At 58.0% G+C, this 21,675-nt stretch carries 23 protein-coding genes, 1 other RNA gene and 3 pseudogenes; 15 read left to right on the top strand and 12 right to left on the bottom strand.

From position 1 onward, the window contains the following. Positions 1 to 45: 45 nt before the first annotated feature. A complete protein-coding gene (locus tag HMPREF2716_RS09235; protein WP_003085811.1) occupies positions 46 to 960 on the top strand; it encodes an acyltransferase in 915 nt (304 codons plus the stop codon). A 69-nt stretch (positions 961 to 1,029) separates the two neighbouring features. Here the strand turns inward: HMPREF2716_RS09235 and HMPREF2716_RS09240 are convergent, their stop codons facing one another. The 3 genes from HMPREF2716_RS09240 to oruR all read right to left on the bottom strand — a co-directional run bounded on the left by HMPREF2716_RS09240 (position 1,030) and on the right by oruR (position 3,611). Further along, positions 1,030 to 1,743: a YiaD family glycine zipper/OmpA-like lipoprotein gene (locus HMPREF2716_RS09240; protein ID WP_003085808.1), complete on the bottom strand. Its 714-nt coding sequence runs from the start codon at positions 1,741 to 1,743 to the stop codon at positions 1,030 to 1,032. Between the two features lie 105 nt (positions 1,744 to 1,848). Continuing rightward, entirely contained in the window at positions 1,849 to 2,490 is a 642-nt protein-coding gene (locus HMPREF2716_RS09245; protein WP_003085806.1) for an MBL fold metallo-hydrolase, read from the bottom strand. Between the two features lie 101 nt (positions 2,491 to 2,591). Further along, the gene (gene oruR, locus HMPREF2716_RS09250) at positions 2,592 to 3,611 is read right to left on the bottom strand and encodes an ornithine utilization transcriptional regulator OruR (RefSeq protein ID WP_003114220.1); all 1,020 of its coding nucleotides are present in this window, start codon (positions 3,609 to 3,611) and stop codon (positions 2,592 to 2,594) included. Positions 3,612 to 3,735: 124 nt separating this feature from the next. Here oruR and HMPREF2716_RS09255 point away from each other — a divergent pair, with 124 nt between their 5' ends. Next, positions 3,736 to 4,569 (top strand): metal-dependent hydrolase, encoded by an 834-nt coding sequence (locus HMPREF2716_RS09255; RefSeq protein WP_003109433.1) that lies wholly within the window; start codon positions 3,736 to 3,738, stop codon positions 4,567 to 4,569. Positions 4,570 to 4,703: 134 nt separating this feature from the next. Here the strand turns inward: HMPREF2716_RS09255 and HMPREF2716_RS09260 are convergent, their stop codons facing one another. Together HMPREF2716_RS09260 and HMPREF2716_RS09265 are read right to left on the bottom strand one after the other, a co-directional pair. Then, positions 4,704 to 5,645 carry an alpha/beta fold hydrolase gene (locus HMPREF2716_RS09260; RefSeq protein WP_003085798.1) on the bottom strand — a complete coding sequence of 314 codons (942 nt, stop codon included), beginning with the start codon at positions 5,643 to 5,645 and terminating at the stop codon, positions 4,704 to 4,706. Positions 5,646 to 5,753: 108 nt separating this feature from the next. Further along, on the bottom strand, positions 5,754 to 6,437 hold the full coding sequence (locus HMPREF2716_RS09265; protein WP_003116489.1) for a TetR/AcrR family transcriptional regulator: 684 nt from the start codon (positions 6,435 to 6,437) through the stop codon (positions 5,754 to 5,756). A gap of 87 nt (positions 6,438 to 6,524) precedes the next feature. On the opposite strand from HMPREF2716_RS09265, the gene HMPREF2716_RS09270 reads away from it, so the two are divergent. The 3 genes from HMPREF2716_RS09270 (at position 6,525) to HMPREF2716_RS09280 (ending at position 9,230) form a co-directional block, all read left to right on the top strand. Next, complete coding sequence (locus HMPREF2716_RS09270; protein WP_009875993.1) at positions 6,525 to 7,403, top strand: hypothetical protein; 879 nt, start codon at positions 6,525 to 6,527, stop codon at positions 7,401 to 7,403. A gap of 61 nt (positions 7,404 to 7,464) precedes the next feature. Next, positions 7,465 to 7,817, top strand: a transfer-messenger RNA (tmRNA) gene (gene ssrA / locus HMPREF2716_RS09275). A gap of 114 nt (positions 7,818 to 7,931) precedes the next feature. Continuing rightward, positions 7,932 to 9,230, top strand: a complete 1,299-nt coding sequence (locus tag HMPREF2716_RS09280; RefSeq protein ID WP_227377072.1) for a DUF6538 domain-containing protein — start codon at positions 7,932 to 7,934, stop codon at positions 9,228 to 9,230. A gap of 582 nt (positions 9,231 to 9,812) precedes the next feature. On the opposite strand, the gene HMPREF2716_RS28655 is transcribed toward HMPREF2716_RS09280, so the two are convergent. Then, the gene (locus HMPREF2716_RS28655; RefSeq protein WP_073650775.1) at positions 9,813 to 11,075 is read right to left on the bottom strand and encodes a HEPN-associated N-terminal domain-containing protein; all 1,263 of its coding nucleotides are present in this window, start codon (positions 11,073 to 11,075) and stop codon (positions 9,813 to 9,815) included. 166 nt (positions 11,076 to 11,241) lie between these two features. On the opposite strand from HMPREF2716_RS28655, the gene HMPREF2716_RS09285 reads away from it, so the two are divergent. The 8 genes from HMPREF2716_RS09285 (at position 11,242) to HMPREF2716_RS28665 (ending at position 16,060) form a co-directional block, all read left to right on the top strand. Next, the gene (locus HMPREF2716_RS09285; protein ID WP_023105506.1) at positions 11,242 to 11,886 is read left to right on the top strand and encodes a recombinase family protein; all 645 of its coding nucleotides are present in this window, start codon (positions 11,242 to 11,244) and stop codon (positions 11,884 to 11,886) included. Between the two features lie 124 nt (positions 11,887 to 12,010). Beyond that, positions 12,011 to 12,430 (top strand): hypothetical protein, encoded by a 420-nt coding sequence (locus tag HMPREF2716_RS29370; RefSeq protein ID WP_023105507.1) that lies wholly within the window; start codon positions 12,011 to 12,013, stop codon positions 12,428 to 12,430. A gap of 6 nt (positions 12,431 to 12,436) precedes the next feature. Further along, a complete protein-coding gene (locus HMPREF2716_RS09290) occupies positions 12,437 to 13,033 on the top strand; it encodes a helix-turn-helix domain-containing protein (protein ID WP_049877572.1) in 597 nt (198 codons plus the stop codon). 157 nt (positions 13,034 to 13,190) lie between these two features. Continuing rightward, positions 13,191 to 13,718 (top strand): hypothetical protein, encoded by a 528-nt coding sequence (locus tag HMPREF2716_RS29375; RefSeq protein WP_124987555.1) that lies wholly within the window; start codon positions 13,191 to 13,193, stop codon positions 13,716 to 13,718. Positions 13,719 to 13,859: 141 nt separating this feature from the next. Continuing rightward, positions 13,860 to 14,399 carry a hypothetical protein gene (locus HMPREF2716_RS28660; RefSeq protein WP_124987556.1) on the top strand — a complete coding sequence of 180 codons (540 nt, stop codon included), beginning with the start codon at positions 13,860 to 13,862 and terminating at the stop codon, positions 14,397 to 14,399. Then, on the top strand, positions 14,389 to 14,592 hold the full coding sequence (locus HMPREF2716_RS09300) for a hypothetical protein (protein WP_023105509.1): 204 nt from the start codon (positions 14,389 to 14,391) through the stop codon (positions 14,590 to 14,592). The genes HMPREF2716_RS28660 and HMPREF2716_RS09300 overlap by 11 nt, the downstream gene beginning before the upstream one ends. A gap of 153 nt (positions 14,593 to 14,745) precedes the next feature. Further along, a complete protein-coding gene (locus tag HMPREF2716_RS09305; RefSeq protein ID WP_023105510.1) occupies positions 14,746 to 14,931 on the top strand; it encodes a hypothetical protein in 186 nt (61 codons plus the stop codon). 898 nt (positions 14,932 to 15,829) lie between these two features. After that, positions 15,830 to 16,060 carry a helix-turn-helix domain-containing protein gene (locus tag HMPREF2716_RS28665; RefSeq protein ID WP_073650774.1) on the top strand — a complete coding sequence of 77 codons (231 nt, stop codon included), beginning with the start codon at positions 15,830 to 15,832 and terminating at the stop codon, positions 16,058 to 16,060. 75 nt (positions 16,061 to 16,135) lie between these two features. Here the strand turns inward: HMPREF2716_RS28665 and HMPREF2716_RS29380 are convergent, their stop codons facing one another. Continuing rightward, on the bottom strand, positions 16,136 to 17,032 hold the full coding sequence (locus HMPREF2716_RS29380) for a hypothetical protein (protein ID WP_124987557.1): 897 nt from the start codon (positions 17,030 to 17,032) through the stop codon (positions 16,136 to 16,138). 1,240 nt (positions 17,033 to 18,272) lie between these two features. Here HMPREF2716_RS29380 and HMPREF2716_RS09320 point away from each other — a divergent pair. Beyond that, positions 18,273 to 18,854, top strand: coding sequence for a hypothetical protein (locus HMPREF2716_RS09320; RefSeq protein ID WP_031801119.1), 582 nt, complete (start codon positions 18,273 to 18,275; stop codon positions 18,852 to 18,854). Here HMPREF2716_RS09320 and HMPREF2716_RS29810 read toward each other — a convergent pair. Further along, positions 18,848 to 19,867: pseudogene (locus HMPREF2716_RS29810) on the bottom strand (tyrosine-type recombinase/integrase). The gene HMPREF2716_RS09320 and the pseudogene HMPREF2716_RS29810 overlap by 7 nt on opposite strands. Next, positions 19,867 to 20,259: pseudogene (locus HMPREF2716_RS09330) on the bottom strand (hypothetical protein); the annotation flags it as partial. The pseudogenes HMPREF2716_RS29810 and HMPREF2716_RS09330, both read right to left, overlap by 1 nt. Here HMPREF2716_RS09330 and HMPREF2716_RS29385 point away from each other — a divergent pair. After that, a pseudogene (locus HMPREF2716_RS29385) lies at positions 20,254 to 20,373 on the top strand (IS5/IS1182 family transposase); the annotation flags it as partial. The pseudogenes HMPREF2716_RS09330 and HMPREF2716_RS29385 sit on opposite strands and share 6 nt — an antisense overlap. Positions 20,374 to 20,488: 115 nt before the next feature. Here the strand turns inward: HMPREF2716_RS29385 and HMPREF2716_RS09340 are convergent. The 3 genes from HMPREF2716_RS09340 to HMPREF2716_RS09350 all read right to left on the bottom strand — a co-directional run. Then, positions 20,489 to 20,812: an XRE family transcriptional regulator gene (locus HMPREF2716_RS09340; protein ID WP_003111824.1), complete on the bottom strand. Its 324-nt coding sequence runs from the start codon at positions 20,810 to 20,812 to the stop codon at positions 20,489 to 20,491. Beyond that, positions 20,805 to 21,170, bottom strand: a complete 366-nt coding sequence (locus HMPREF2716_RS09345; protein ID WP_003111825.1) for a type II toxin-antitoxin system RelE/ParE family toxin — start codon at positions 21,168 to 21,170, stop codon at positions 20,805 to 20,807. Before HMPREF2716_RS09345 ends, HMPREF2716_RS09340 begins: the two co-directional genes overlap by 8 nt. 263 nt (positions 21,171 to 21,433) lie before the next feature. Beyond that, on the bottom strand, positions 21,434 to 21,675 hold a 242-nt coding region (locus HMPREF2716_RS09350; RefSeq protein WP_256548110.1), incomplete at its 5' end, for a hypothetical protein.

Genomic DNA, 21,675 nt, shown 5'->3' on the forward strand with positions numbered 1-21,675 from the left:
CACGCGCCCGGCCCTGGCCGGGCGCCTACGTACAAGGACTCCTTGATGCTGTCGTTTCTCCCCCATTTCCTGCGCGGCTCCCTGGCCGGCCTGCTGCTGGTGTCCAGCACCCTGTGCTGGGCCTGCCTGCTGTTCGGCATGACCCTGGTCAAGCTGCTCCTGCCGTTCGCCGCCGCCCAGCGCCTGTGCAGCAAGATCATGAGCCTGATCGCCGAAGGCTGGATCGCCTGCAACAAGGGCTGGATGAACCTGGTCCAGCGCACCCGCTGGAACGTCCAGGGCCTGGAGGGCCTGGAGTACCAACACTCCTACCTGGTCACCAGCAACCACCAGAGCTGGGTCGACATCCTCGTCCTGCAATACCAGTTGAACCGACGCATCCCGCTGCTGCGCTTCTTCCTCAAGCAGGAACTGATCTGGGTCCCGATCATCGGCCTGTGCTGGTGGGCCCTCGATTTCCCCTTCATGAAGCGCTACAGCAAGGCCTACCTGGCCAGGCACCCGGAGAAGAAAGGCCAGGACCTGGCGACCACGCGCAAGGCCTGCGCCAAGTTCAGCCGCATCCCGGTAGCGGTGTTCAACTTCCTCGAAGGCACCCGTTTCACCCGCGCCAAGCACGACGAGCAGCAGTCGCCGTTCCGCCACCTGCTCAAGCCCAAGGCCGGCGGTATCGCCTTCGTCCTCGACGCCATGGGCGAGCAATTGAAGACCCTGGTCAACGTGACCATCCACTACCCGGACGGCAGCCCGACCTTCTGGTGCCTGCTTTCCGGACGCCTGAAGGACGTCGTGGTGCGCTTCGAGGAACTGGAGATTCCGCGCCAGTTCGTCGGCAAGAGCTACGACCAGGACGCCGGCTACCGCGCGGAATTCCAGCAATGGGTCAACCAGCTGTGGGAGCGCAAGGACCAGTTGCTCGACAGCCTGCACCGCGAGTTTCCCGGTAACGCCAAGGCGTAGGACGAAGAGCGCCGACCAGCGCCCATGAAAAAGCCCGCCGAATGGCGGGCTTTTTCGTCCAGGCCGCGATCAGTACTGCGGCTGGGTCTGCGCCGGGCCCTGGGCGCCCGGAACCGGTCGCAGGTTGACCTCGACGCGCCGGTTCTGCGCGCGACCGTCGGCAGTGGAGTTGCTCGCGATCGGCTGGTCCGGGCCCATGCCGCGGGTGCTCAGGCGGGTGCCGTCGACGCCCTGGGCGGTCAGGTAGCCGGCCACGCTCTGCGCACGACGCTGGGACAGGTCCATGTTGTGCTGGCGGCTGCCGGTGCTGTCGGTGTAGCCGACGATCTCGATGGTGTTCTGGTTGTACTGCTTGAACGAGTTCGCCAGGTTGTTCAGCGGCGCGTAGAAGCTCGGGGCGATGTTCGCCGAATCGGTGGCGAAGGTGATGTTGCCCGGCATGATCAGCTTGATGTCGTCACCTTGGCGCTGCACTTCCACGCCGGTGCCTTCCATCTGCCGACGCAGCTCGGCTTCCTGCTTGTCGGCGTAGTAGCCATAACCCGCGGCGGCCGCGCCGGCAACGGCAGCGCCGATCAGCGCGCCCTTGCCACGGTTGTTGTGGTCGATCGCAGCGCCGGCGACGGCGCCGGCCAGCGCACCCAGTCCGCCGTACTTGGCCGTCTTGCTCATGCCACCCTGGCTTTGGCTTTGCGTGTCGTAGGGGTTGTTGTTGGCACAACCGGCGAGCAGCGCCAGTGCGGTGACGGCTGCGGCCAGAGGCAGGCAACGGGAGGTGAACATGGGAAAACTACTCCTCGAGGTACTGAAACGCCCCTGCGTGAGGGGCGGCCGATATCTTAGAGCATAGCCAAGTGGCAAAATTCCCGATGCTCGGAAAAATCCTTTTCAGCCCCTGACGAAGGGGTTCTCGCGCATCTCTTCGCCCAGCGTGGTATCCGGGCCATGGCCGGCGACCACCGTGGCGTCCTCGTCGAGGCTGTACAGGCGCTGCCGGATCGAACGCTGGATCGCCGCCGAGTCGCCGCCCCACAGGTCGGTGCGGCCGATGCCACGGCGGAACAGGGTGTCGCCGGCGATCAGCAGCTTCGCCCGGGGGAACCAGAAACTCATCGAGCCCGGCGTATGCCCCGGCGTGTGCAGTGCCACTCCGCAACCGCAGGCCAGTTCCTCGTCGTCGGCCAGCCAGCGGTCCGGGGCCGGCACCGGCGTGTAGGGCACGCCGAACAGTTGGCACTGCATCTCCAGGTTGTCCCAGAGGAACTGGTCGTCCTTGTGCAGGTGCAGGCTGGCGCCGGTGCGCTTCTTCATCTCGCCGGAGGCGAGGAAGTGATCCAGGTGCGCGTGGGTATGGATGATGCTGACCACCTGCAGGCCGAGGCGGTCGAGGCGCTGCAGGATCAGTTCGTGGTCGCCGCCCGGATCGACGACGATGGCCTTCCTGGTCAGCGGATCGCCAATGATGGTGCAGTTGCACTGCAAAGGCCCGACGGGAAAGGTTTCGCGGATCAGCGCGGGGGATGTCGACATGCAAGACTCCGATCACGGTCGGCGCGGCAAGCGCGCCATGGATTTCTATGAAACGCCAAGCATGGCACATCCATCCGCTGCCGAGGATCGCCGGCGTCGGCTCAGGGCGCTTCGCGGTAGTCGCTGGGCAGCTTGCCGGTCCACTTGCGAAACGCCCGGCGGAAGTTCGACGAATCGTTGAAGCCGAGCAGCAGGGCGATCTCGTACAGCGGTAGCTGGGTGGTGGTCAGGTATTGCAGCGCCAGGCGCTTGCGCACATCGTCGAGGACCTGCTGGTAGGTGGTGCCCAACGACGACAGGTGCCGGCGCAGGCTGCGCCCGCTGGTGTGCAGTTCGCGGGCGGCCTGTTCGAGATCGGGGAAGTCGCCGGGACGCGCCAGCAGCAGGCGGCGCACACGGGTCAGCAGGCCTTCCTGGACGTCCAGGGTGGCCAGCAGCGCCTCGCACTGCTGCTCGCACATCTGCACCGTGGCCGGGTTGGCCAGCGCCATCGGTCGTTCCAGGTACTCGCTGGGCATGCTCAGCCAGTGCCAGGGCTGCTCGAACTCCGCGGCCACCCCGAACACCTCGGCGTAGCGCCGGGCATGGGCCGGCGGCGGATAGGCGAAGCCGACCCGCACGTCCTGCAACGGCTCGCCGACCAGGAAGCAGGCGATGGAATACAGCGTCGCCATCAGGCCCTCGGCGGCGAACACCGAGGCGGCGCCCAGCGGCATCGACTCCACCGCGCGCAACTCGGCGCGGCCGTCATCGAGCACCAGTTCCAGTTCGTAGGCCAGGCCGAGCACCCGGTAGTACTTGAGGGCGAACTGGATGGCCTTGCCCAAGTTGGCGCTGGACAGCACCGCGTAGCCGAGGATGCCGTGGGCGGAGACGTTCAGGCGCTGGCCGAGCACCAGCCCCAGCGCCGGCTCGCCGCACAGGGCCTGGGCGCTGTAGGTGAGCTGGTTGAAGTCGAGGAAGGACAGGCGGCCGTTCGGGCTGTCCAGCACCTCGGGACGCACCCGCGCAGCGTCGAACAGCGCCTGGCGGGATACGCCGTACTCCGCGACAAGATCGAGGAGTGCCTCGGCATAGGCCACCGGCACCAGTTCGGCGGTGAAATTGAGCGGTTGTTTCATGGCTGTTTATTGTTCTGACCGCTGGCCGGATATGACCGGAAAGTTGGCAGAAGATAACCTTGTGAGGCTATCCCCCGCAAGCGATAGTCGATCCCATGGTCCTTCACCATCACAGGGAGCCGCTATGGCCAGCACCACCCCCGAAGGTCTGGAGATCCGCCCGCGTCATCTGGACTTCGACCTGCCCGATCCGATGCCGCGCCATTGGCACAGCGGCGACGCTTTCAAGACCCACATGTTCAACGCCATGTCGGTGCTGTTCCCCGATGGCGAGCGCTTCTTCATCGACTCCGTGCGCCACTACCGCGAACGGGTCGAGGACCCGGCGCTGAAGCAACAGATCCGTGGCTTCATCGGCCAGGAAGGCCACCACAGCCGCGAGCACCTGGTCTACAGCGACCGCCTGCGCGCCCTCGGCTACGACATCGACCGCCTGGAAGGCGGCGCCAAACGGCGCATCCGCTTCGCCCAGCAGAAACTGCACCCGTCGCGGCAACTGGCGGCCACCGCGGCCCTGGAGCACCTCACCGCGATCATGGCCGACGGCCTGCTGAGCAACCCCAGGTGGCTGGAAGGCGCCGACCCGACCATGGCCCGCCTGTGGCGCTGGCACGCACTGGAGGAAACCGAGCACAAGGCGGTGGCCTACGACGTGTTCATGCTGGTCAACGGCAAGGCCAGGCTGCGCCGCCGGGCGATGGTCCAGGGCACCTTCTTCTTCGCCCTCGACACCACCAAGGGCCTGGTCCACATGCTCAAGCGCGACGGCCTGCTGTGGAACTTCAAGGTCTGGCGCGACGGCATCAAGTGGCTGTGGGGCAAGGACGGCGTGTTCCGCTCGCTGGTGGGCGTGTACCTGGACTTCTACAAGAAGGACTTCCACCCCTGGCAGCACAATAACCTGCACCTCATCGAGCAGTACCGCGACCAGTTCGAACCGGAACCGAAGGCCGCCTGACCCTCCTCGCCGCCCCTCCGCGCCGCGAGAGGGGCATGCATCGCTTCCCTGCCCTGCCTGGTATTTCGGCCCTTCGTCCACGCATTAAAAAGCCCGCGACTGACCAGCGCGGGCTTCTTCATGACGGCCTGGGATCAGGCCATCAGGAAGCGCAGTGCATCCGCCGCGGTCTGCTCGGGAATCTCCTCCATGGGGATATGCCCGACGCCCGGATAGGTCTTCACCTGGATCCCCGGCAGGTCGCGTTGCCACAGCGGTACGTGCTTCGGCGAGATCCAGCGGTCGCGTTCGCCCCACATCAGCAGGGTCGGCGCGACGATCCGGGCGATGCGTTCGCCAGAGGTGCCGAGTTCCTCGCGGTTGACCTTCAGCAACACGCGGAAGATCTCCATCATGCCCTTGCGGTTGCCCGGGCGGCGGCTCAGATCGTAGTAGCGGTCGACCACCCCCGGCTTGATCCGCCCCGGCTCGCCATAGACTTCCTTGATGCCCTGGGCGATCAGCGCTCGCGGCATCCACAGCGGCATCGCCAGGGTCGAGCCGGGCAGCGCCGCCGAGGCGATCATCCACGGCACCTTGCGCATCTGGTAACCGGCCGGGTCGATCAGCACCAGCCGCTCCACCCGCTGCGGCTGCGCCAGGGCGAAGTTCCAGGCGATATAGCCGCCCAGGGAGTTGCCGGCGATCGAGGCCTTGTCGATCTTCAGGAAATCGAGCAACTGGCCGAGGATCGCCACCATGCGCTCGCCAGAGTAACGGCTGTCACGCCCCGGCCCGGTCAGGCCGAAGCCCGGTACGTCGAAGCGCACGATGCGGAAGTACGGCGACATCGCCTTCACCCAGTCGTCCCAGGTGTGCAGCGAGGCCACTACGCCGTGGATCATCACCAGTACCGGCTTGTCGCGGCTGCCTTCGTCGCGGTAGTGCAGCGGGAAACCGTCCAGCTCGATGAAGCGCGAGCCGCTGGACGGTGCGGCGTAGCGTTCGCGCAACGACTCCAGCGAGAGAGAGCCGAAGCCCAGGCGGGCGAATCCGACCGCCAGCGGCGGTTGCAGCAGATAGGGTGTCGCGGACATGGACGCACGTCTCCCGTCTTGTTGTTATGACAGGGCATCAGAGCATGGCCACGACGGACTGCGAGCCCAACCTAGGTTCTGTAGGCGCGAGCGGCGACTGCCCGGCTGTTACCCTTGCAATCTCGTCGGAGCCTGGGTGCGGGGACAGAGCGTACCCACCAGCAGGTCGCCGAGCACCCGCTTGACCCGCGGCAGCTCCAGCGGGTCGCTGGCATTGAGCAGCTCCAGCGAAGCCGCCTCCATCGCCCAGATCAGCACCCGGTAGGTCAGCGCATCGTGGGCCGCACCCTGGGCGCCCAGGCGCTCGGCCCACAGCTCGATAATCTTCAGGTGCGCGCGCTGCCGGTGCGCCGCCAGCGGCGAGCCGGCATGCAGGGCCTCCTCCTGCATCATGCGAATGATCGGACCGACCGCCAGGTGGTAGTCGAAGAACAGCGAGACCATCGCCCGCAACCAGTCCTCGTCGCTGCCGGCCTCGCTGCGCAGCCCGCCGAAGCGCGCCAGCAGCAATTGCACGGCGCTGTGGTAGATGCTTTCCAGCACCTCCAGCTTGCCGGCGAAATACTTGTAGAAAGTCCGCCGCGAGACCCGCGCCGCCTCCAGCAGGTCGTTGACCGTGGTCTCGGCGACTCCCTTGCGGGTGAACACCGGGATCGCCGCGAGCTGGATGTTGGTTCGTTGCAGATGCCCCACCAGCGGCCCCTCGCCCTGCGCCGCCTGGCGCGCCAGCGCGCCGTAGCCGCCGAGGTCCTCGAATACCGCCTGCAAGCCGTCCCACTGCGCCGTTGCCATCCCGTCCGCCCCAATCGAAGCGCGGGGTGACGGCGGCCCCGGCCATCGCTAACCTAGGCCGATCCACGCGCCCCGCAAGGAAAGTCCGTGCCGACCCTATCACGCCGCCTGCTCTGGCCGCTGGCCATCCTTTTACTGGTTCTCGGCCGCCCGCTCGCGGCCGCCGACCTCTACTACCTCGGCCAGCGCATCCCGGACATCCAGAAGCCCTGGGACAGCCACGACTACCAGGTGCTGATCGACGCCCTGAAGAAGATCGAGGAAACCCAGAAGAACGCCCTGCCGCGACGCAGCGGCGAATTCACCGGGCCGCTCTACCTGCGCATGGTCAGCGAGGAAAACTTCCGCCCGCAGCTGAACATCTACAGCCCCCTGGAGATCCGCCAGAACGAGGCCCGCGAAGTACTGTTCAAGCTCAAGGAGCTGATGCGCCTGTACTTCGATTTCCGCGCCGCCAAACAGCCCTACGGCGCCGAGGCGCTGGGCCTGATGAGCTACTCGCTGCGCGAGCAGTCGATCCTGTTCACCCTCACCGTCGAATTCTGGATGACCCTGTCCCAGGCCGAGCAGCGCAACCCCGCGCGCCTGCAGGGCATGCAGGAAACCAAGGCGGCCGCGGCGATGCTCACCGGCAGCGCCCTCGACTACCTCGGCCTCACCGCCCAGTTCGAGCGCCAGGACCTGGTGCTCTACTCCGCCGAACTGGCCAAGGAAATGCCCGAGCTGTTCATCCACCTGCCCTCCCCGGTGCGCGCCCAGTTGCTGGAACGCATCGCCGCTTTCGCCAAGGACCACCCTTACCCCAAGGTCCGCGACAACATGCGCGACCTGCAACCGGTGTTGCAGGCGATCCAGGCCGACGTGGAAAAACAGCTGGCGCCCGGGCGGAACGCCAAGGCACCGGACAAACCCCTGGACCTGAGCCCGCCTCCGGAGGGGAAACCCAGCGGCGTCAAAGGTTTATGAGCGGCGGATTGGACTCTCGCAGCCCTTTGCCGTAGACTGGTCGTCGACCTGTCAAGGTTTTGGGGCCGATTAGGATTCGACGCCGGTAACAAAACTTGAGGGGCATGCCGAGCTGGTAGCAGAACTCGTAAATTCGCTGCTGCAAACTTATAGTTGCCAACGACGACAACTACGCTCTAGCTGCTTAATGCGGCTAGCAGTCGCTAGGGGATGCCTGTAAACCCGAAACGACTGTCAGATAGAACAGGATCGCCGCCAAGTTCGCTGTAGACGTAACGGCTAAAACTCATACAGCTCGCTCCAAGCACCCTGCCACTCGGGCGGCGCGGAGTTAACTCAGTAGAGCTGGCTAAGCATGTAGAACCGATAGCGGAGAGCTGGCGGACGGGGGTTCAAATCCCCCCGGCTCCACCATCAACTACACAAGAGCTTGATTTTATAGGCTTTTGTGCTCAGTCTACCGGCCGTTCCAGGCCGGTGTGACACTGAGGTGTGACACTAATGTGGGGCATCGCTTCGGTGCCCACCATGAAACCCTCCCCCTCCTACCTCACACGCAACCGACACGGAACCTTCTACTTCCGCATCGTGATTCCACGACTATTGCGAGCCTTGCTCCATGGCCAGCGAGAAGTCAGACGCACCCTGAAAACAGACAGCGAAAGGCTGGCGCGTAAGCGTGCCCGGCAATACGTCGCACGTTACGAAGCCATCTTTGACAAGGTAGTGAACATGGTTGAGCGTGATGAACTCGGCCTGACCGAGGCCGATTACAAGGAGCTGATGGAGCTCCTCCCCGATACAAAGCCGACGCCGGATTTCTCCAGTCCGCAGGACGAAAACCAATCAGCCGAGCCAATTCTTTCCGAGAAGGAAATCGAGGCTCGCCAGCGCCGCAGGGAAGTAGAGCGCCTGCTAACTGGAGCCTATGGCCGCCCGATCCCGGCCAAACTTGAGCAGACTGCGCAACAGCTAATTGAACTTGCTCACCCCTACCAAACGACAGAGCTGCGGGCCGTTCTACCAAAGCTCAGAGATGAGCTAGCACTCCGCAACCTCGCCCCTACGACCACCAGCGTGGCACCAGCAGCAAGCATTGACCCCGCAATGTCTAGCTGGACGCTATATCAGGTATGGCAGCATCAGCTTGAGCGTGACAGAGCCGATACCTCTGCAAGGGGCGGCCAAGCCAAACATGGCGGGACACTGGAGGAGCGCGAGCGGCGAGCCCGCGTAATGACCGTGCTGACCAAACATCAGCCTGTATGCCAGCTTAAGAAAAGCGACTGGCAGGCAGCATACGACGCAGCTCGGAAAATGAAGGCCGGCGCCAAAGCATCAATTGACCCACCGACACCGCTCAGCGAGTTTCTAACTGACGACCCAGAACAGATGACCGGGCACGAACGAGTAAGCGCCCTTATCGGCTCGATGAAGCAAATCCAAGAGCACGCCCGCTTCCTTGATCTAACTACAATCCGGCCAGATGACCTGCTAATCAAGCCAGTACAAAAACGGGTAACGAAACGCAGTCATGATGGTGTGCCATTTTCGTCAGCCGATGTTGAAGCAATTTTCTCCGGATACATCTACCAAGGTGCTCTGCCGAGTGACAGAACCAAAGCTTATCCTTTTTGGTTCTGGCTTCCATTGGTCGCCTACTTCACTGGCGCCAGGACAAACGAAATAGCTCAGCTCGACACCGCCGACATTCGAACAATTGACGGACATCCCTGCTTCGACTTCTGTCCGGACGACCCAAAAGCTTTGAGGCCAAACGAGTCAAGACAAAGGAAGCTCGACAGGTTCCAATTCATCCACGCCTGATTGAGCTGGGTTTTCTTGACTATGTTGAGAGCCAGAAAAAAGACCGGCAGAAAAAGCTCTTTGGAGATGGTCTCGCCTATCTACCACCACGCAGCGAAGAAGTTGACCATAACAAAGAAGGATGGGCTAAAAGCGCAGGCAAGTTCTTCAACGAAGGGCCAAAAGGCTATTTAGTCGCAATAGGGGTTCACAAAGCTCATGACGGCAAAAGCCTCTACTCGTTCCGCCATACGCTAGAAACCAACTTGCGAAACGCCAGACGCGACGGAAAGCTCAATGCAGAACAGCACATCATTGACTCCATCGCAGGCCATGTAGCAGAAAAGCAGCTAAACACTGCAATAGACAAAACCGTAACAGACGCAATCGCTGGGCGAGTTGCTCAGGATATGGGAGGAATACATTACGATGGCGGCGCTACAATTCGGCACAAGCTGGAAGCACTGAATTTACTTCCGATGCCCGATGCCATCCGACGACTAACAAGTTATAAGGTAGATTTTGTTGATAGTTTCGGAGACGTTCTGGTCAAAAGCATTAATAGCCATCGACGCAGACGCCCCCGCATTGTTTAAGGCAACTTCATCTTAACAAGCCACCAAAAACCTCATCATCTGAATCATCGACCTTCTTAGCTATGTACTCTTGAAGGTCGACTTCAATTACATTATTTAACTTGAGCAGAGCTCCGCGCTGCTTTTCCTCACCAGCATCAACACATGCAGCGGAGTCTGCAAAAATCACTATAGCCCGTTCACCGGTCTTGGAACTCGGATAAATCACCCCGTCAATGCTAGCCCCCTCCCTGCTTCGATATATATGCCGAAAGAACTCTGTAACTACCTGAGTAGGAACATAGTCAGCATGCGCTCTTTCTCCGCGCTCTATAGGCTTAGAGAAATCAGAAATAAAGTCGCACATAAACTTATAGTATGACCTTAGCTCCTGCTTATCCGGATCAAACAAACTTGGCACATAAAAAGAATCCGAGAGATCAACTACCACCAACTCCCTTACCGGAGAAAACTCCCCACAAACAGCTTTTTTATCCACACTAATTGATGGATCAAAAGTCTCCCTGATAGCGGTATCAATACTAAACGCACCATAGAACATTGATATACCAACAGGACTCATTCTATTAGGCATATTAGCTAAATTATCAGGCGGAGAACCGAGCTCTTTTGCCTTGCTCAAGGTAGCATCTGGATCGACAACCCTAACCCTGTAAATTTTCTCCGTGACGGCAAGCGAGCCAACCAAATCCAGACGATCACAGATACCTCCAATTGCCTCAAGAATATCTACCGGATTCATTTCATCATGCTGATGACGATCATACGCAGCATTTTCTGCCTTAAAAAAAACAAACCTGGCAGTATGAATAATAAAATTACAAAAACTCTCCCAGCCATACACAAGAGTTCTATCTAACGGCAAAGAATAAGGCTCCACTTCGCACCACTCCGAATCATGAATTGCGCCTGAAATATCGCCAAACAATTCATCGGAACCACATTGAATATCCAACTCCTCCAAAAGCTCCCACGTATCATATACATCAGCAACCTGCCACCCCCCTTCCCTAGTTTCATATGGCAGGCCTTCATTAGCCGGGTGCCCCCATTCAAGCCTCACACTATTCATAATGTGCTCTATAACTTGATTCAAAGAGCAGACCCTGCGACGCCTCTCACAGTAAGAGCACTTTCCGGGCTGGCTGTTCTGTCGAATAAACTCCTTTAGCCCCTCATCACCAAAGCACCTGGCACAGACGTAAGCACCGTCTACTGTGGAATACCCACGATCCATCTCTTCTTCCCACATCCTTTTGGCAATTCCCATATCTCCCCCAGCAGTTCGCATTTACGTAGTGAGAAGGTATGCCCAAACGGAGACAGGGAAAAGCCCTACCAAAGCATCCCAAAACGTAGTGATAAAGCACGCTTGACCGTTCAAACGGACACGCCCCATTATCACAACACCAAATCAACACAACGGGATGCAATCGATGTTTGTCCGTGCCTACCTTCGAGCCTCTACCATCGACCAAGATGCCAGCCGAGCTAGGGCATCTCTTGAAAGCTTTGCTGAGGAGCATGGCGTCACCATCGCCAACTTCTACGAAGAGAACGAGTCCGGCACAAAGTTGGAGCGACCGGAACTGTTTCGGCTGCTCAACGATTGCCGCCCGGGCGACATCCTACTTACGGAGCAAGTAGACCGACTCTCCCGCCTCACCGATACTGACTGGAAGAAACTCCGGGGATTGATCAACTCGAAGGGTGTGACCGTGGTTGCGCTAGACCTTCCGACCTCTCACCAGCTACTGACACCGTCGAAAGCCGATGCCTTCACCGGACGCGTGCTTGCAGCTATCAATGACATGCTGCTCGATATGCTGGCCGCAGTGGCTCGAAAAGACTACGAAGACAGAAAGCGCCGAACTGCCGAGGGAAGGGAAAAAGCCAAAGCTAACGGCATGTATAAAGGTCGCCCCGTCGATCAAGAGAAACATCGCCGCATCCATGAACTACTGGCCGAAGGCAAGTCTATCCGCAAGATTGCAGACCTCTTGAACTGCTCAACTCAAACAGTATCGCGGGCTAAGAAATCCTTACACATAGAAGCCTCGCCAAGTCAACCGGCCAGCTAGACACTAAACACAACACACGATAAAATTTTGGCGCTGAACTTTTTGATCAGCGCCATCAACCAAAAACATGCGAGGTAACCCTATCGAAGAGCCGAATTCATACACCGTTACTTAGGAGTAACAAATGCACAACCTAGTAGAAGCTGCCCGCAAGTTCATGCAATCCGATAACGGCAGTTATTCCCGCCTAGCTGACCACCTCAATAACTTCGCCCCTCGCTCCGACGGTTCACGTTGGACAAAAGACGCCGCTTACCACTTCTGCCGTACTCACGGCATCAAATCCAATCGTCCCTGCAAGAATCAACCTGCTGCCGGATGCGCCCAACGCGCCAGAACTCGGCAGAACATCATCAACGCCACGCTTGAAGCCTTGTCCAGACAGGGCCAAACCATTCATGACATCGCCCCGGTACAGCTCAAGAACATCGTGATGCTGTCCCGCGCCCCGCTCTACAACGTGCGCAACAACTGGCACGAACTCTCGAACGAGCTAAACGCCCTGGCTGGCCTCCCGAAAGCGCTCCGCATCATCGAGGACTGACCAGCCATGAGCCGCAAGACAAAGCCAGACATCGAGGCTCAGGCTGTGATACTGCGCGAAGCTGGTTATTCGTGCCCGGCAATAGCAGCCCAACTCGACCTATCCCTTTCGACCACCAAGCGGATACTCAAACGGCGGGGCGCTGTTGCTGGCGCTGCAACCGAAGCCCTCATTGAGCAAGCCCGACAGAACATGCTCAACGCAGCCTTTGATTTGGAAACGGTGCAAGGGCAAGCCGCAGCGCTCGCCCTAGAGGACATCGCCCTTGCCCGGATGATCAGGGAAAAGACGGTGGAAACGCTCGAAGCGCTCGACCCCAGCACCAGCACGCCCTATCAGATGATGCGCACGACCGTAGCAGCGGCAACGGCCCTCGACCTTACGCAGAAGGTCAGCCGTCGCGCCCTTCCCCTTGAAAGGCTGGCAGAGGCTACCCACGTTGAGCAGCTTTCCGAGCTACGTATTCGGATCATGACCGATGAGGACGTTCGGGTAATGCGAGAGCAGCAACGCAGGGAGGCAGCAGAACGCATCACGGGCAATCCCCTACTGAATGAGCGAAGCCCCGAGGACGATGAGGTAGTAGAGCCGGTGCACGAGTAGCGAGACACCGACCCGACACCGGGCCGAACCTGACACCACAGGCCCGGTTGTCAAACCCTTAGAAAAACGACGATGACTCGACCCCATAGCGCTTTCTGCGGACGACCCGAAATTGAAAATCGGGCAGAGGGAAGAGCGACCACAACGAGCATGGGCAATGCAACAGAAGACAGGGCATACACTGAGCAAGGAAGAGCGCGAAGCGCTTTTTGACGAACTCGAAGCAACGCTATACCCCGACACCGGCCATTCGCTGCTCCTCAAAGAGCACGCAGACGAGATAAGCATCCCGCCCCAAGTCGAGACCGAGCGGCTCCATAAGACCCCCGAGGAGCTGGATCGTGAGCTAGACGAGATGTGTGATGAGCTTCTGGCCAAGTATCGCCGGCCGTCAGCACCATCGTTCCCCGGGCCAGCCGCAAGCGAAGAGTACGAGCCAAGCTTTTTGCCAGTAAACGCTTCTAAGCCCAATGACTGGGGAGGCTTTTCCTCCCCCGCCTCGGGAAGCAGAAAGCGCCCTCTTGCAAAAAAATCTGCTGAGCCAGCGACTGCCCCATCGGGAGTAGATGCAAAAAACGGTAAGCGACGCACCGCATCCATACGACTCCCAAACGCCCATAAGGCGGGGCTTCTAGCGAATTTCCAAAGCATGCGCGAACAGGGTGTAGCAGCTATTAGCTATTAGCTATTAGCTATTAGCGAACTAGACCCAGACCTTGACCATGAGCAGATAGCTCAGATTGAAGCCAGGATCAGTTTCATCGACCGAGTGGCTCAGTCATACGCCGGAAAAGGCTCCGCCAAGCTGGCTGACTGGTCGAAGCGTGTGCCGGCAGAAATCAAACAGTTCTTCCGGTTGCTCTGGCTGGCCCGTCAACCTGACGCAGTTGCCGTGACCATTCGCCTGGATCACAGCACAGCGACAAAGGCGCTTGATGCGAAGCGAGGCCCAGCTAACCACCTTGCGGGGATCATCCAGCGAACGCTAGCAAAACTGGAGATCAGCACTGACCTTGCCTTCAATCTGGAGTATGCACACAGCACCAGCACCGAGAACCACCCGCTTCACCTACACGGGATTGTGCGCATCTCGGCTGACCGCATCGAGGAGGTAAGGCTGGCACTCAGGTCGGCACTTGCCGTGGGATACCGGCAACGCTTTGGAAATCTTGCGGTTCACATCGCAGAAATCAGCAATCCACGGTGGTGGACCGGTTACTGCACCAAGGAGCACGAAATATCCGCCGACATCCTCAAGAAGGCGCGGGGAATGCGGACGATTCCGGACTACGCCAGCGACTCAGCGAGAGATGGCGGCAGAACGCTCTACCAAAGCGTAGGAGAGCTTTTCAGCGATGAAGGCTAATCACCTAGCACTTGCACTTTACGTCACGCTCAGCGGGCTCCCAGGAGCGAGCGCGGACGATCAGAGACCGTTCTCGGGCGATGACTTGAGGATCGACGAAGACGGGCCGGAGCAAGACGAGCTGTACGACGAAGACGACCCGCTATACGACGAAGCGGATGACTATGAAGATCATGAGGACGGGACAGAATGAAAAGAGCCAGCGGATTAGTCAAAGTAACTAACCGCTGACTTAATTACGAGCTTGGACGAGTTAAATATATCATCCGCGGCGATATAGAAACAGACTTACATGCAAACCTACTCACTGCTAGCATTTCTCTGCCAACAAAGCAGAGAGGTACACATGCAGCATAAACTCATTACTTACGAAGAGGCATGCACGCTGATTAGCGACTACGATGCCGAGGAGATTTTTAGCTTGGGCTGGTCACAGAGCTTCAGAGCAGAAGCCGATAACCGAACAATCTACATACAGCTAAACGGAGCCAATGAAAGTCTTCTGATTGAAGAAACACAAAGGGCCGCATGAAGCGGCCCTTTCTTTACACCCTACGATGTATCGCCAATATCAATCCCTCTGAAAGCGCATATAGACGGCGCCGGAAGATCACGGCGAAAAGCACCAACAGCAAATACAAGCCAACCCAAACGTAAGGAAAGAAAACCCCTGGCGTTAGGCCGCTACCCTCAGGAATCAGCAACCGAAGAGACTTGACCACAAGCTCCCCTGAAAAGGTGTTAGCGATCATCCATTCCCCGTCCTGACAATACTTCCCCTCGAAGCTCAGCCCTTCGCTTTTAGGGTCGTAGTAACTTTTCTCTCGACATAGCCAATCAGTAGTACCCCCAGCCCACATAACCCAATTCGCAAAGAGAATCCAAAACAGCAGAGAAACATATCTTGCAATTTTCATTACGCAGCCTTACTCACAAGCACCAGACTGAAGCCTGCTCAGAAATTTCTTTGATATTGGAGTTTGCCATTTCTCTTGAGAAACAAGCCGTAACTCCGTAGTGCCATCCTCAGTCTTAGTGCCGAGAACTATGTCAGATGGAAGCGATGCCCCAAAGAAGCCCGGGAAGGAATACTTGACGACGAAACTGTCGTCATACGCATCGTATTGACCATCTACAAGCCATCCGTTGCCACAGTACGGATGAGCCTTCATCCCTTCATAAGCCTGCCTGACCGGCATATCTACGACGATGACTTGATAGGGCTCCCGATGCTCTATCGGCTGACCAGCACACCCGGCAAGCGCTATTCCTCCCATACTCCCCAGCCACAACAACCTCACGCGCATCAATGCTCTTCCTACTTCCGTTGCTTCTCAGTGATGCGTCGAGCGCTGCTTTTCAGCCGCTCCAACGCAGAACGCTAATCATAGTATGTAGAATCATAGTATGCATAGACTGACAGTGGGCAGATGCCCGTCAAGCCTCAGCAATGCATCCTTGTCACCATATTCGCTGCCAACGTGCGAAGGAGACGCCTTGAGCTCGGCCTCTCGCAAGAAGAGCTAGCCGAGGCCGCAGGTGTGCATCGTACTTATGTGGGGATGTTAGAGAGGGGGGGAGAAAACGTGACGATCTACAATATCGAGCGTATTGCACAAGCCCTGAGCTTAGAACCTGCCGCATTACTTACAACGCATTAACAAACGCCCTCAGACTCAAAGAATCCCCGCCCCAAAAAAAACCCTGACAAGCAGGGGTTTAAAACTAATAATTATTTAACTAGAAGGGGCTAAGCGAGACCGCCCAAGAGTGACCTGACCACTTACCATGTACGGCCTTAACTTCCTTAACCGTCGATAGTAAGCCAAAAGCACTCTAATCTGTTGCAATGCATTTGCTTCTATAGCATTGAATTCCTCTCTATACTGCTCCCAAAGCATGACGGAAAAGAACTGATCAACAAAGCTTACAAGCTGCTGAACAACGCCATCAGTTAGGAAAATATCTACCTGACGCCTTTCATCTTCGAAGCCGCCAAGATTATTTTCTGAAAAGTAGCGATAGACCCTTCTATAGAACAACTCTAAATCATTAAAAACATCATCATCGCAAATTCTAACAGCCGCACGCTCAATCTGAGCCGCCATTCGCGGCAACATATTTAACCTTATGTGCCCGGGCGAGTTAAATCTCAGCTCAGCCACCCAAGGTCGATGAATCGATGGTATAACTGACTTCAATCCACTAAAAATATTAACAGCGCTAAAGCCGCCAGTCCATTTCGCCATTACCCTCGCAAGAGTACCTCTGACCGCCTCTCGCCCTAAGTGCTCAAGACCATAGTGAAATGAATATAGCTGCTGATATAGCTTGGGCACTAACGAAAGGTCGTCTATGTACAACTCACGATCCAAGCCAATAAAATAATCATCAGTTACATCAAAAGCTAACTGCCGCGCAGCAGGCGTTGCTATATCAAAAGTCAGATAAGAATTCTCAGACGGCTGATATTCTTCGGGAAGTTGCTGAAAAGTAGTTTTGACGAAGGCAGATCTTCTAGCAGACGCCCCCATATCAAAAACAGTTAACCAGTCCGCACGCTCAAATAATTCCCGCAAAGAAAATAGGCCATCTAAGTACCCCCTTAAATCTGCACGCACCACTGGAACCATACACCACCGATTCCGCGAAGCCGTACAATCAAGCCAAGAATAGAGAACATCATCCCCCTCTTCACTTTTGAATAAACTAAGGAGAGGGCCATCAAAGTCTATTAAGTCGGCATTCCACGTATGCTTCGGGATGTTCCGACCATCAATTCTTCGCCCATCCACTCGCAAGAAAGACATTATGGTATCTCCCCAGCCAAAGAGAATGAGAGGAGAAAGTCATAACTAGCATATGGATGGAAATCAAAATGTTGCCGTTCATCCACTGGCGTACATAGGCCATCCTGTGGCGTCAAATCTGCGCGCGCCACATACCCGCCAAATATCTTGCGCGCACGCCTAAAGTGACTTTCCAGATGCTGAAATGCTGTAACGCTTCCGGCATAAGATGCATGCATAGAAAGGGCCCAACAGGAGCACTTCTCTTCGGAGTCTGCTGCCCTGAGAAAGCGAGGCGGATTCTTAACAGCCTGGGGCAGGAAGCATTCCCGACTTGGGCTTCCTGCGACCCAGCGCCAAGCCTCGCGATTCACACCCACGGCTGATGCAGGTGGGCATTGATCAACACCAGCCGCAATCTGAGCGACTTCATTCTGATAAGCGAGAACCATCCTTTGTTCCGATACTCCGCAAGAATCATGGTTATGTGGGCCGCAGCTTAGTAGAAAACTGCGCGAGCTGCACCACCGAGCCACTTATGTTAAGTCGTGAGCGCGCACGGCTCAGGATGTCCCAAACCAAGCGCCCAATGCGCTCGACTGAAAAATACAGGCCGGCAACATCACAGGCCATCAGCCCCTGGGGCCGACTCGCTTGTCGTTGCCACTTTGTAAACCGCAACGTAAATTCTTTATGAACCATCAACCAGCCCCATCAGGGTGTGACACTGCAGAGCTGGTGCAGGGCCTCAAGCGCAGGGATTTAGCTGCTTGCAGAGGGGAACAGGCTCACGGTTGACCATCCCCCCGGCTCCACCAAACGCAAACGATAAGCCACTGATTTTCCTAGTGAATTTCAGGGGCTTTTTCATTCTCAGCCTTCGCCGTCGAAAAAGTGTCGACATGGGATTGAGACGTGCGCAAAAGTGCGTATATAGTAGTCGCAGGCACTGATGGGTACCTGCCGCTTGCACTGGCGAAGCTCAGCACCATCTCTTTCTCCCTTTCGACTTGGCATCTCCTCCAGACGCGCCAAGCGGTTAGCAAGCAACTGCATTCCGATGCGCGTCGCCGGAGCATTTGCCATGCCTAAATACAGCGCTCTCAATCTGATCAAACGCAAGGCTAAGGCCTTTGCGGATGCGAACAGCATTCCGCTTTCCTCCGCCCACAACCAGCTGGCTCAGCAGTTCAAGTTCAACAACTTCCACGAACTGACCGTGGTCGCTGGCCAATCGACGTTAGACCCCCGCATTGCACTTGCGGCTTTCGGCACTACCGAGCTAGACCAAGCAATCTGGGAAGATGACCTGCCCGATGCCCTGGACATGCTTCTGGAAGAAGCGCTGAGCAGCGCAATAGCCGACACCAACGCCTATGACTTCTCGTTCGAAGATCTTGATATCGAGCAAGCAACCTACGATGAGGCGAATGGGACTCTGACGCTGATCGGGTCACTGACCTACTCCGGCACGCCGGACGAAGATCGTATGTACCACGGCAGCAAGTTCTATTTGGACGTACAACTGACGCTGCTGCGCCGTGACGAGAAATGGATCTTTCACGATGAAATAGGGCTGGAAATCCTTGCTGGTGAAAGCGACGTAGATCGTGACCATCAAGCGGAGGAAGAAGATCTCTACCAAAGCTACCTCAAGGATCAGTGAGATAAACCGTCACAAGGACGTGACACATCCAACCACCCTAGCGGGCCTAGTCTCACAGCATCCAACAAATGGTCAGGCGACAGATGCGCGTATCGCATGGTCATTGTGAGGGTGGAATGACCTAGGATTTTTTGAAGCGTGAGGATATTGCCGCCATTCATCATGAAGTGGCTCGCGAAAGTGTGCCGGAGAGCATGGCTGGCCTGCCCTTGCGGAAGCTGAATCGTGGTTCGTTCTAAGGCGCGGCGGAAAGATGTGATGCAGGACGTGAACGGACCATGCATCCGCCATTGCGCCCTCACCCGCTCAGCTAGTTCTTGTGGAATCGGTACGTGGCGTACCTTCCCTGACTTGGTTCCGGCGTAGGTCACAACGTTGCCCTAGAGCCGTTGCACGGGGAGCTTTTCCGCCTCGGACCATCGAGCACCGGTAGCCAGGCAGAGCAGCGTCACCAGCTCGGTATGTGGGTTGTCGCACCGGTTGCGGATGGAGTCGAGAAGCTCGCCGATCTGCTCGATCGTCAGCCACGACAGTTCCCGCTCCTGCAGCTTGAGCAGCTTCACCCCGGCCAGCGGGTTATCGTAGTCGATCTGCTTCAAGTCCTTCAGCTCGTTGAACACCGCGCGGATGTATCCCAGTTCGTTGCTCAGGGTCTTCCCGGATATCCCCTCCTCCAGCCGCTTCCGCCGCAAGCTCGCGTAAGAGGATGCATCCAGGGCCGTCGCTACCGGGTCACCCTATCGGGCAGCCAATTGCAACAGCTTGGAGAGTCGTCAAGGCGCGTCGCGCAGTGAATGGCCGTGCAGGTCATACCAGACTTGCACCAGCTCGGAGAGCCTTCGGCGATCCTTGGGTTTGATGCTCCACGCCGGGTTCTCTGTGCACTTCTGCCGCACCGTGGCTTCGAAGCGCTGGGCCTCGCCCTTGGTCTTGAACCGCTTGCGGAAGCGCTTGTCCTTGATCGGTTCGACGTCAACGAACCAGAGGCCGTCCGGGAGCTTGGTGATGCTCATCAGACGGCATAGCCTCGCCTGAGGTAGCGGTCGGAAATCAGGTGCTTGATGTACTGCTCCAGCTCGCGGCGAGTCCAACCCTTGGCCAGATAGTGGTCTTCGATGACGTGCCAGAACTCCAGTCGGTGGGCGGACTCAATCGCCTTTTTTGCGGGGATGCGCTCCCGTGCGATCAGGCAGATGAACTGGCCCAGGAACATCTCGCAGTTCTTGCCGGAGAAGCCCATGGTCGTCTTGTGGTAGCGGCGGTATTCGACGCGTTCGATCAGCGGGTCGGCTTCGACCTGGACCTTCACGTCCTGCATGATCAGCGACCAGAACGGGTCATACACGGCATCACGGGCGAGAAGCTTGTAAGCCTCGCAGGCGTAGCCGAACAGGCCTTGCAGGTGCGCTTCGGGGGACTGACCAAGAACACCGCGCAACTGGTGACGCTGTTCGCCCTGTCGAACCTATGGATGGCCCGTCGGCACTTGCTGGCCGGCGCAGGAGAGGTACGCGTGTAAAACACAGAAACCAGGGCAAAAGCCTGGCTTCGGGTGAATCAGCCCCCGAAGGCTGGGCTGAAAAAGGAGTCAGGTCGCCAATCGGTTGCGTGTGACTGACTTGTTCGGAGCTTCCTTAGGCGCCTGCCTCTTCGATATCCGCGAAGTTGCTGATTTTCACCGCACCATCCGGGAAGCGTGCAATCACTTCCAGCTGGCCGCCCATGGCTTCGATGTGGCTGCGCAAGGTGGAAATGTACATATCCGTACGCCGCTCCATCTTGGCAATTGCCGGCTGCTGCACCTGCAGCACTTCAGACAGCATCTTCTGCGACAAACCTCTAGCCTGGCGCAACTCATTCAGGGGCATTTCAGCCAACAGTTCCTGGGCCTTGGCCTCGACGCGGGCCTGTGCCTCAGGCGACATTTGCGCCCGAAGGTCGGAGAATTTCTTAGCCATCGATCAGTCCCTCCTCACGGAGCTGGTGCAAGTGTTCGTCATAGAGGCGGTCGGCAATGGGCACGTTCAATTCGTACCAACGATCATCGCCAGTCTTGTCGCCACCGATCAGCAGTATCGCGGAGCGTCTGGGGTCAAACGCGTAAAGCGTTCGGAAAGGTCGCCCGCCGTGTTGAGTCCGTAGCTCTCTCATATGGCCATGGCGGGAGCCATTGATGCCGCTGCTGTGGGGGTGCCCCAAGGATGGCCCCCGCTCCTCAAGCAAGCGAACCGTCACAGCTAGCGACTCCTGCTCATCCTCGGACAGAGAACCCCACCAATCACCGAACTCGTCGGTGTACTCGATATCCCACGCCACAAAATATAACCCCCAGGGAATATTCCATCAAAGGAATCCTACTTAAAGAGACCGCTTCCCGACAACGGACAGAACGCACGGAGTCCTGAAGACGATCCGGCGCCAGACGGACGAACCAGGACCCGCGAGGCAGCCTCATTCCGTGTGTCGAAAAAGTGTCGAAATTACTCGCCCATACAGGCCGGCATAGCACAGAGCTTGGCCCGTCCCCTCCTCTCCAGCCCCAGTCCTGCCCAACCTTGGCCATTTACCGCCTCCGTCGGTTATCGGTGTCTGCGTGCGTATTCCGCCTCGAACAGCAACAGCAGGGAGCCGGTGATGCGGCAGATGCTTTCACCAGGTTCTTCGGTTTCGTCGAGCAGGTCGAGGACGCTCAGCGTTCCGATCGCCAACTCCAGCCGGCGGCGGCCGGTGTCGAACAGGTCTTCGCTGGCTGCACTGCTGTCCAGGTAGAGGGTGGCGCAGCCGGGATGCTGGTTGCATTGCGAGGTGCGTCGCAGGGGGA

The organism is Pseudomonas sp. HMSC076A11 (genome assembly GCF_001810205.1).
Taxonomy (GTDB): domain Bacteria; phylum Pseudomonadota; class Gammaproteobacteria; order Pseudomonadales; family Pseudomonadaceae; genus Pseudomonas; species Pseudomonas aeruginosa.

Bases quoted from the DNA above. Each gene is read 5' to 3' on its own strand.
- HMPREF2716_RS09235 (WP_003085811.1), top strand. From the start codon at position 46: ATGCTGTCGTTTCTCCCCCATTTCCTGCGCGGCTCCCTGGCCGGCCTG.
- HMPREF2716_RS09240 (WP_003085808.1), bottom strand. From the start codon at position 1,743: ATGTTCACCTCCCGTTGCCTGCCTCTGGCCGCAGCCGTCACCGCACTG.
- HMPREF2716_RS09245 (WP_003085806.1), bottom strand. From the start codon at position 2,490: ATGTCGACATCCCCCGCGCTGATCCGCGAAACCTTTCCCGTCGGGCCT.
- oruR (WP_003114220.1), bottom strand. From the start codon at position 3,611: ATGAAACAACCGCTCAATTTCACCGCCGAACTGGTGCCGGTGGCCTAT.
- HMPREF2716_RS09255 (WP_003109433.1), top strand. From the start codon at position 3,736: ATGGCCAGCACCACCCCCGAAGGTCTGGAGATCCGCCCGCGTCATCTG.
- HMPREF2716_RS09260 (WP_003085798.1), bottom strand. From the start codon at position 5,645: ATGTCCGCGACACCCTATCTGCTGCAACCGCCGCTGGCGGTCGGATTC.
- HMPREF2716_RS09265 (WP_003116489.1), bottom strand. From the start codon at position 6,437: ATGGCAACGGCGCAGTGGGACGGCTTGCAGGCGGTATTCGAGGACCTC.
- HMPREF2716_RS09280 (WP_227377072.1), top strand. From the start codon at position 7,932: ATGAAACCCTCCCCCTCCTACCTCACACGCAACCGACACGGAACCTTC.
- HMPREF2716_RS28655 (WP_073650775.1), bottom strand. From the start codon at position 11,075: ATGGGAATTGCCAAAAGGATGTGGGAAGAAGAGATGGATCGTGGGTAT.
- HMPREF2716_RS09285 (WP_023105506.1), top strand. From the start codon at position 11,242: ATGTTTGTCCGTGCCTACCTTCGAGCCTCTACCATCGACCAAGATGCC.
- HMPREF2716_RS29370 (WP_023105507.1), top strand. From the start codon at position 12,011: ATGCACAACCTAGTAGAAGCTGCCCGCAAGTTCATGCAATCCGATAAC.
- HMPREF2716_RS09290 (WP_049877572.1), top strand. From the start codon at position 12,437: ATGAGCCGCAAGACAAAGCCAGACATCGAGGCTCAGGCTGTGATACTG.
- HMPREF2716_RS29375 (WP_124987555.1), top strand. From the start codon at position 13,191: ATGCAACAGAAGACAGGGCATACACTGAGCAAGGAAGAGCGCGAAGCG.
- HMPREF2716_RS09300 (WP_023105509.1), top strand. From the start codon at position 14,389: ATGAAGGCTAATCACCTAGCACTTGCACTTTACGTCACGCTCAGCGGG.
- HMPREF2716_RS09305 (WP_023105510.1), top strand. From the start codon at position 14,746: ATGCAGCATAAACTCATTACTTACGAAGAGGCATGCACGCTGATTAGC.
- HMPREF2716_RS28665 (WP_073650774.1), top strand. From the start codon at position 15,830: ATGCCCGTCAAGCCTCAGCAATGCATCCTTGTCACCATATTCGCTGCC.
- HMPREF2716_RS29380 (WP_124987557.1), bottom strand. From the start codon at position 17,032: ATGGTTCCAGTGGTGCGTGCAGATTTAAGGGGGTACTTAGATGGCCTA.
- HMPREF2716_RS09320 (WP_031801119.1), top strand. From the start codon at position 18,273: ATGCCTAAATACAGCGCTCTCAATCTGATCAAACGCAAGGCTAAGGCC.
- HMPREF2716_RS09340 (WP_003111824.1), bottom strand. From the start codon at position 20,812: ATGGCTAAGAAATTCTCCGACCTTCGGGCGCAAATGTCGCCTGAGGCA.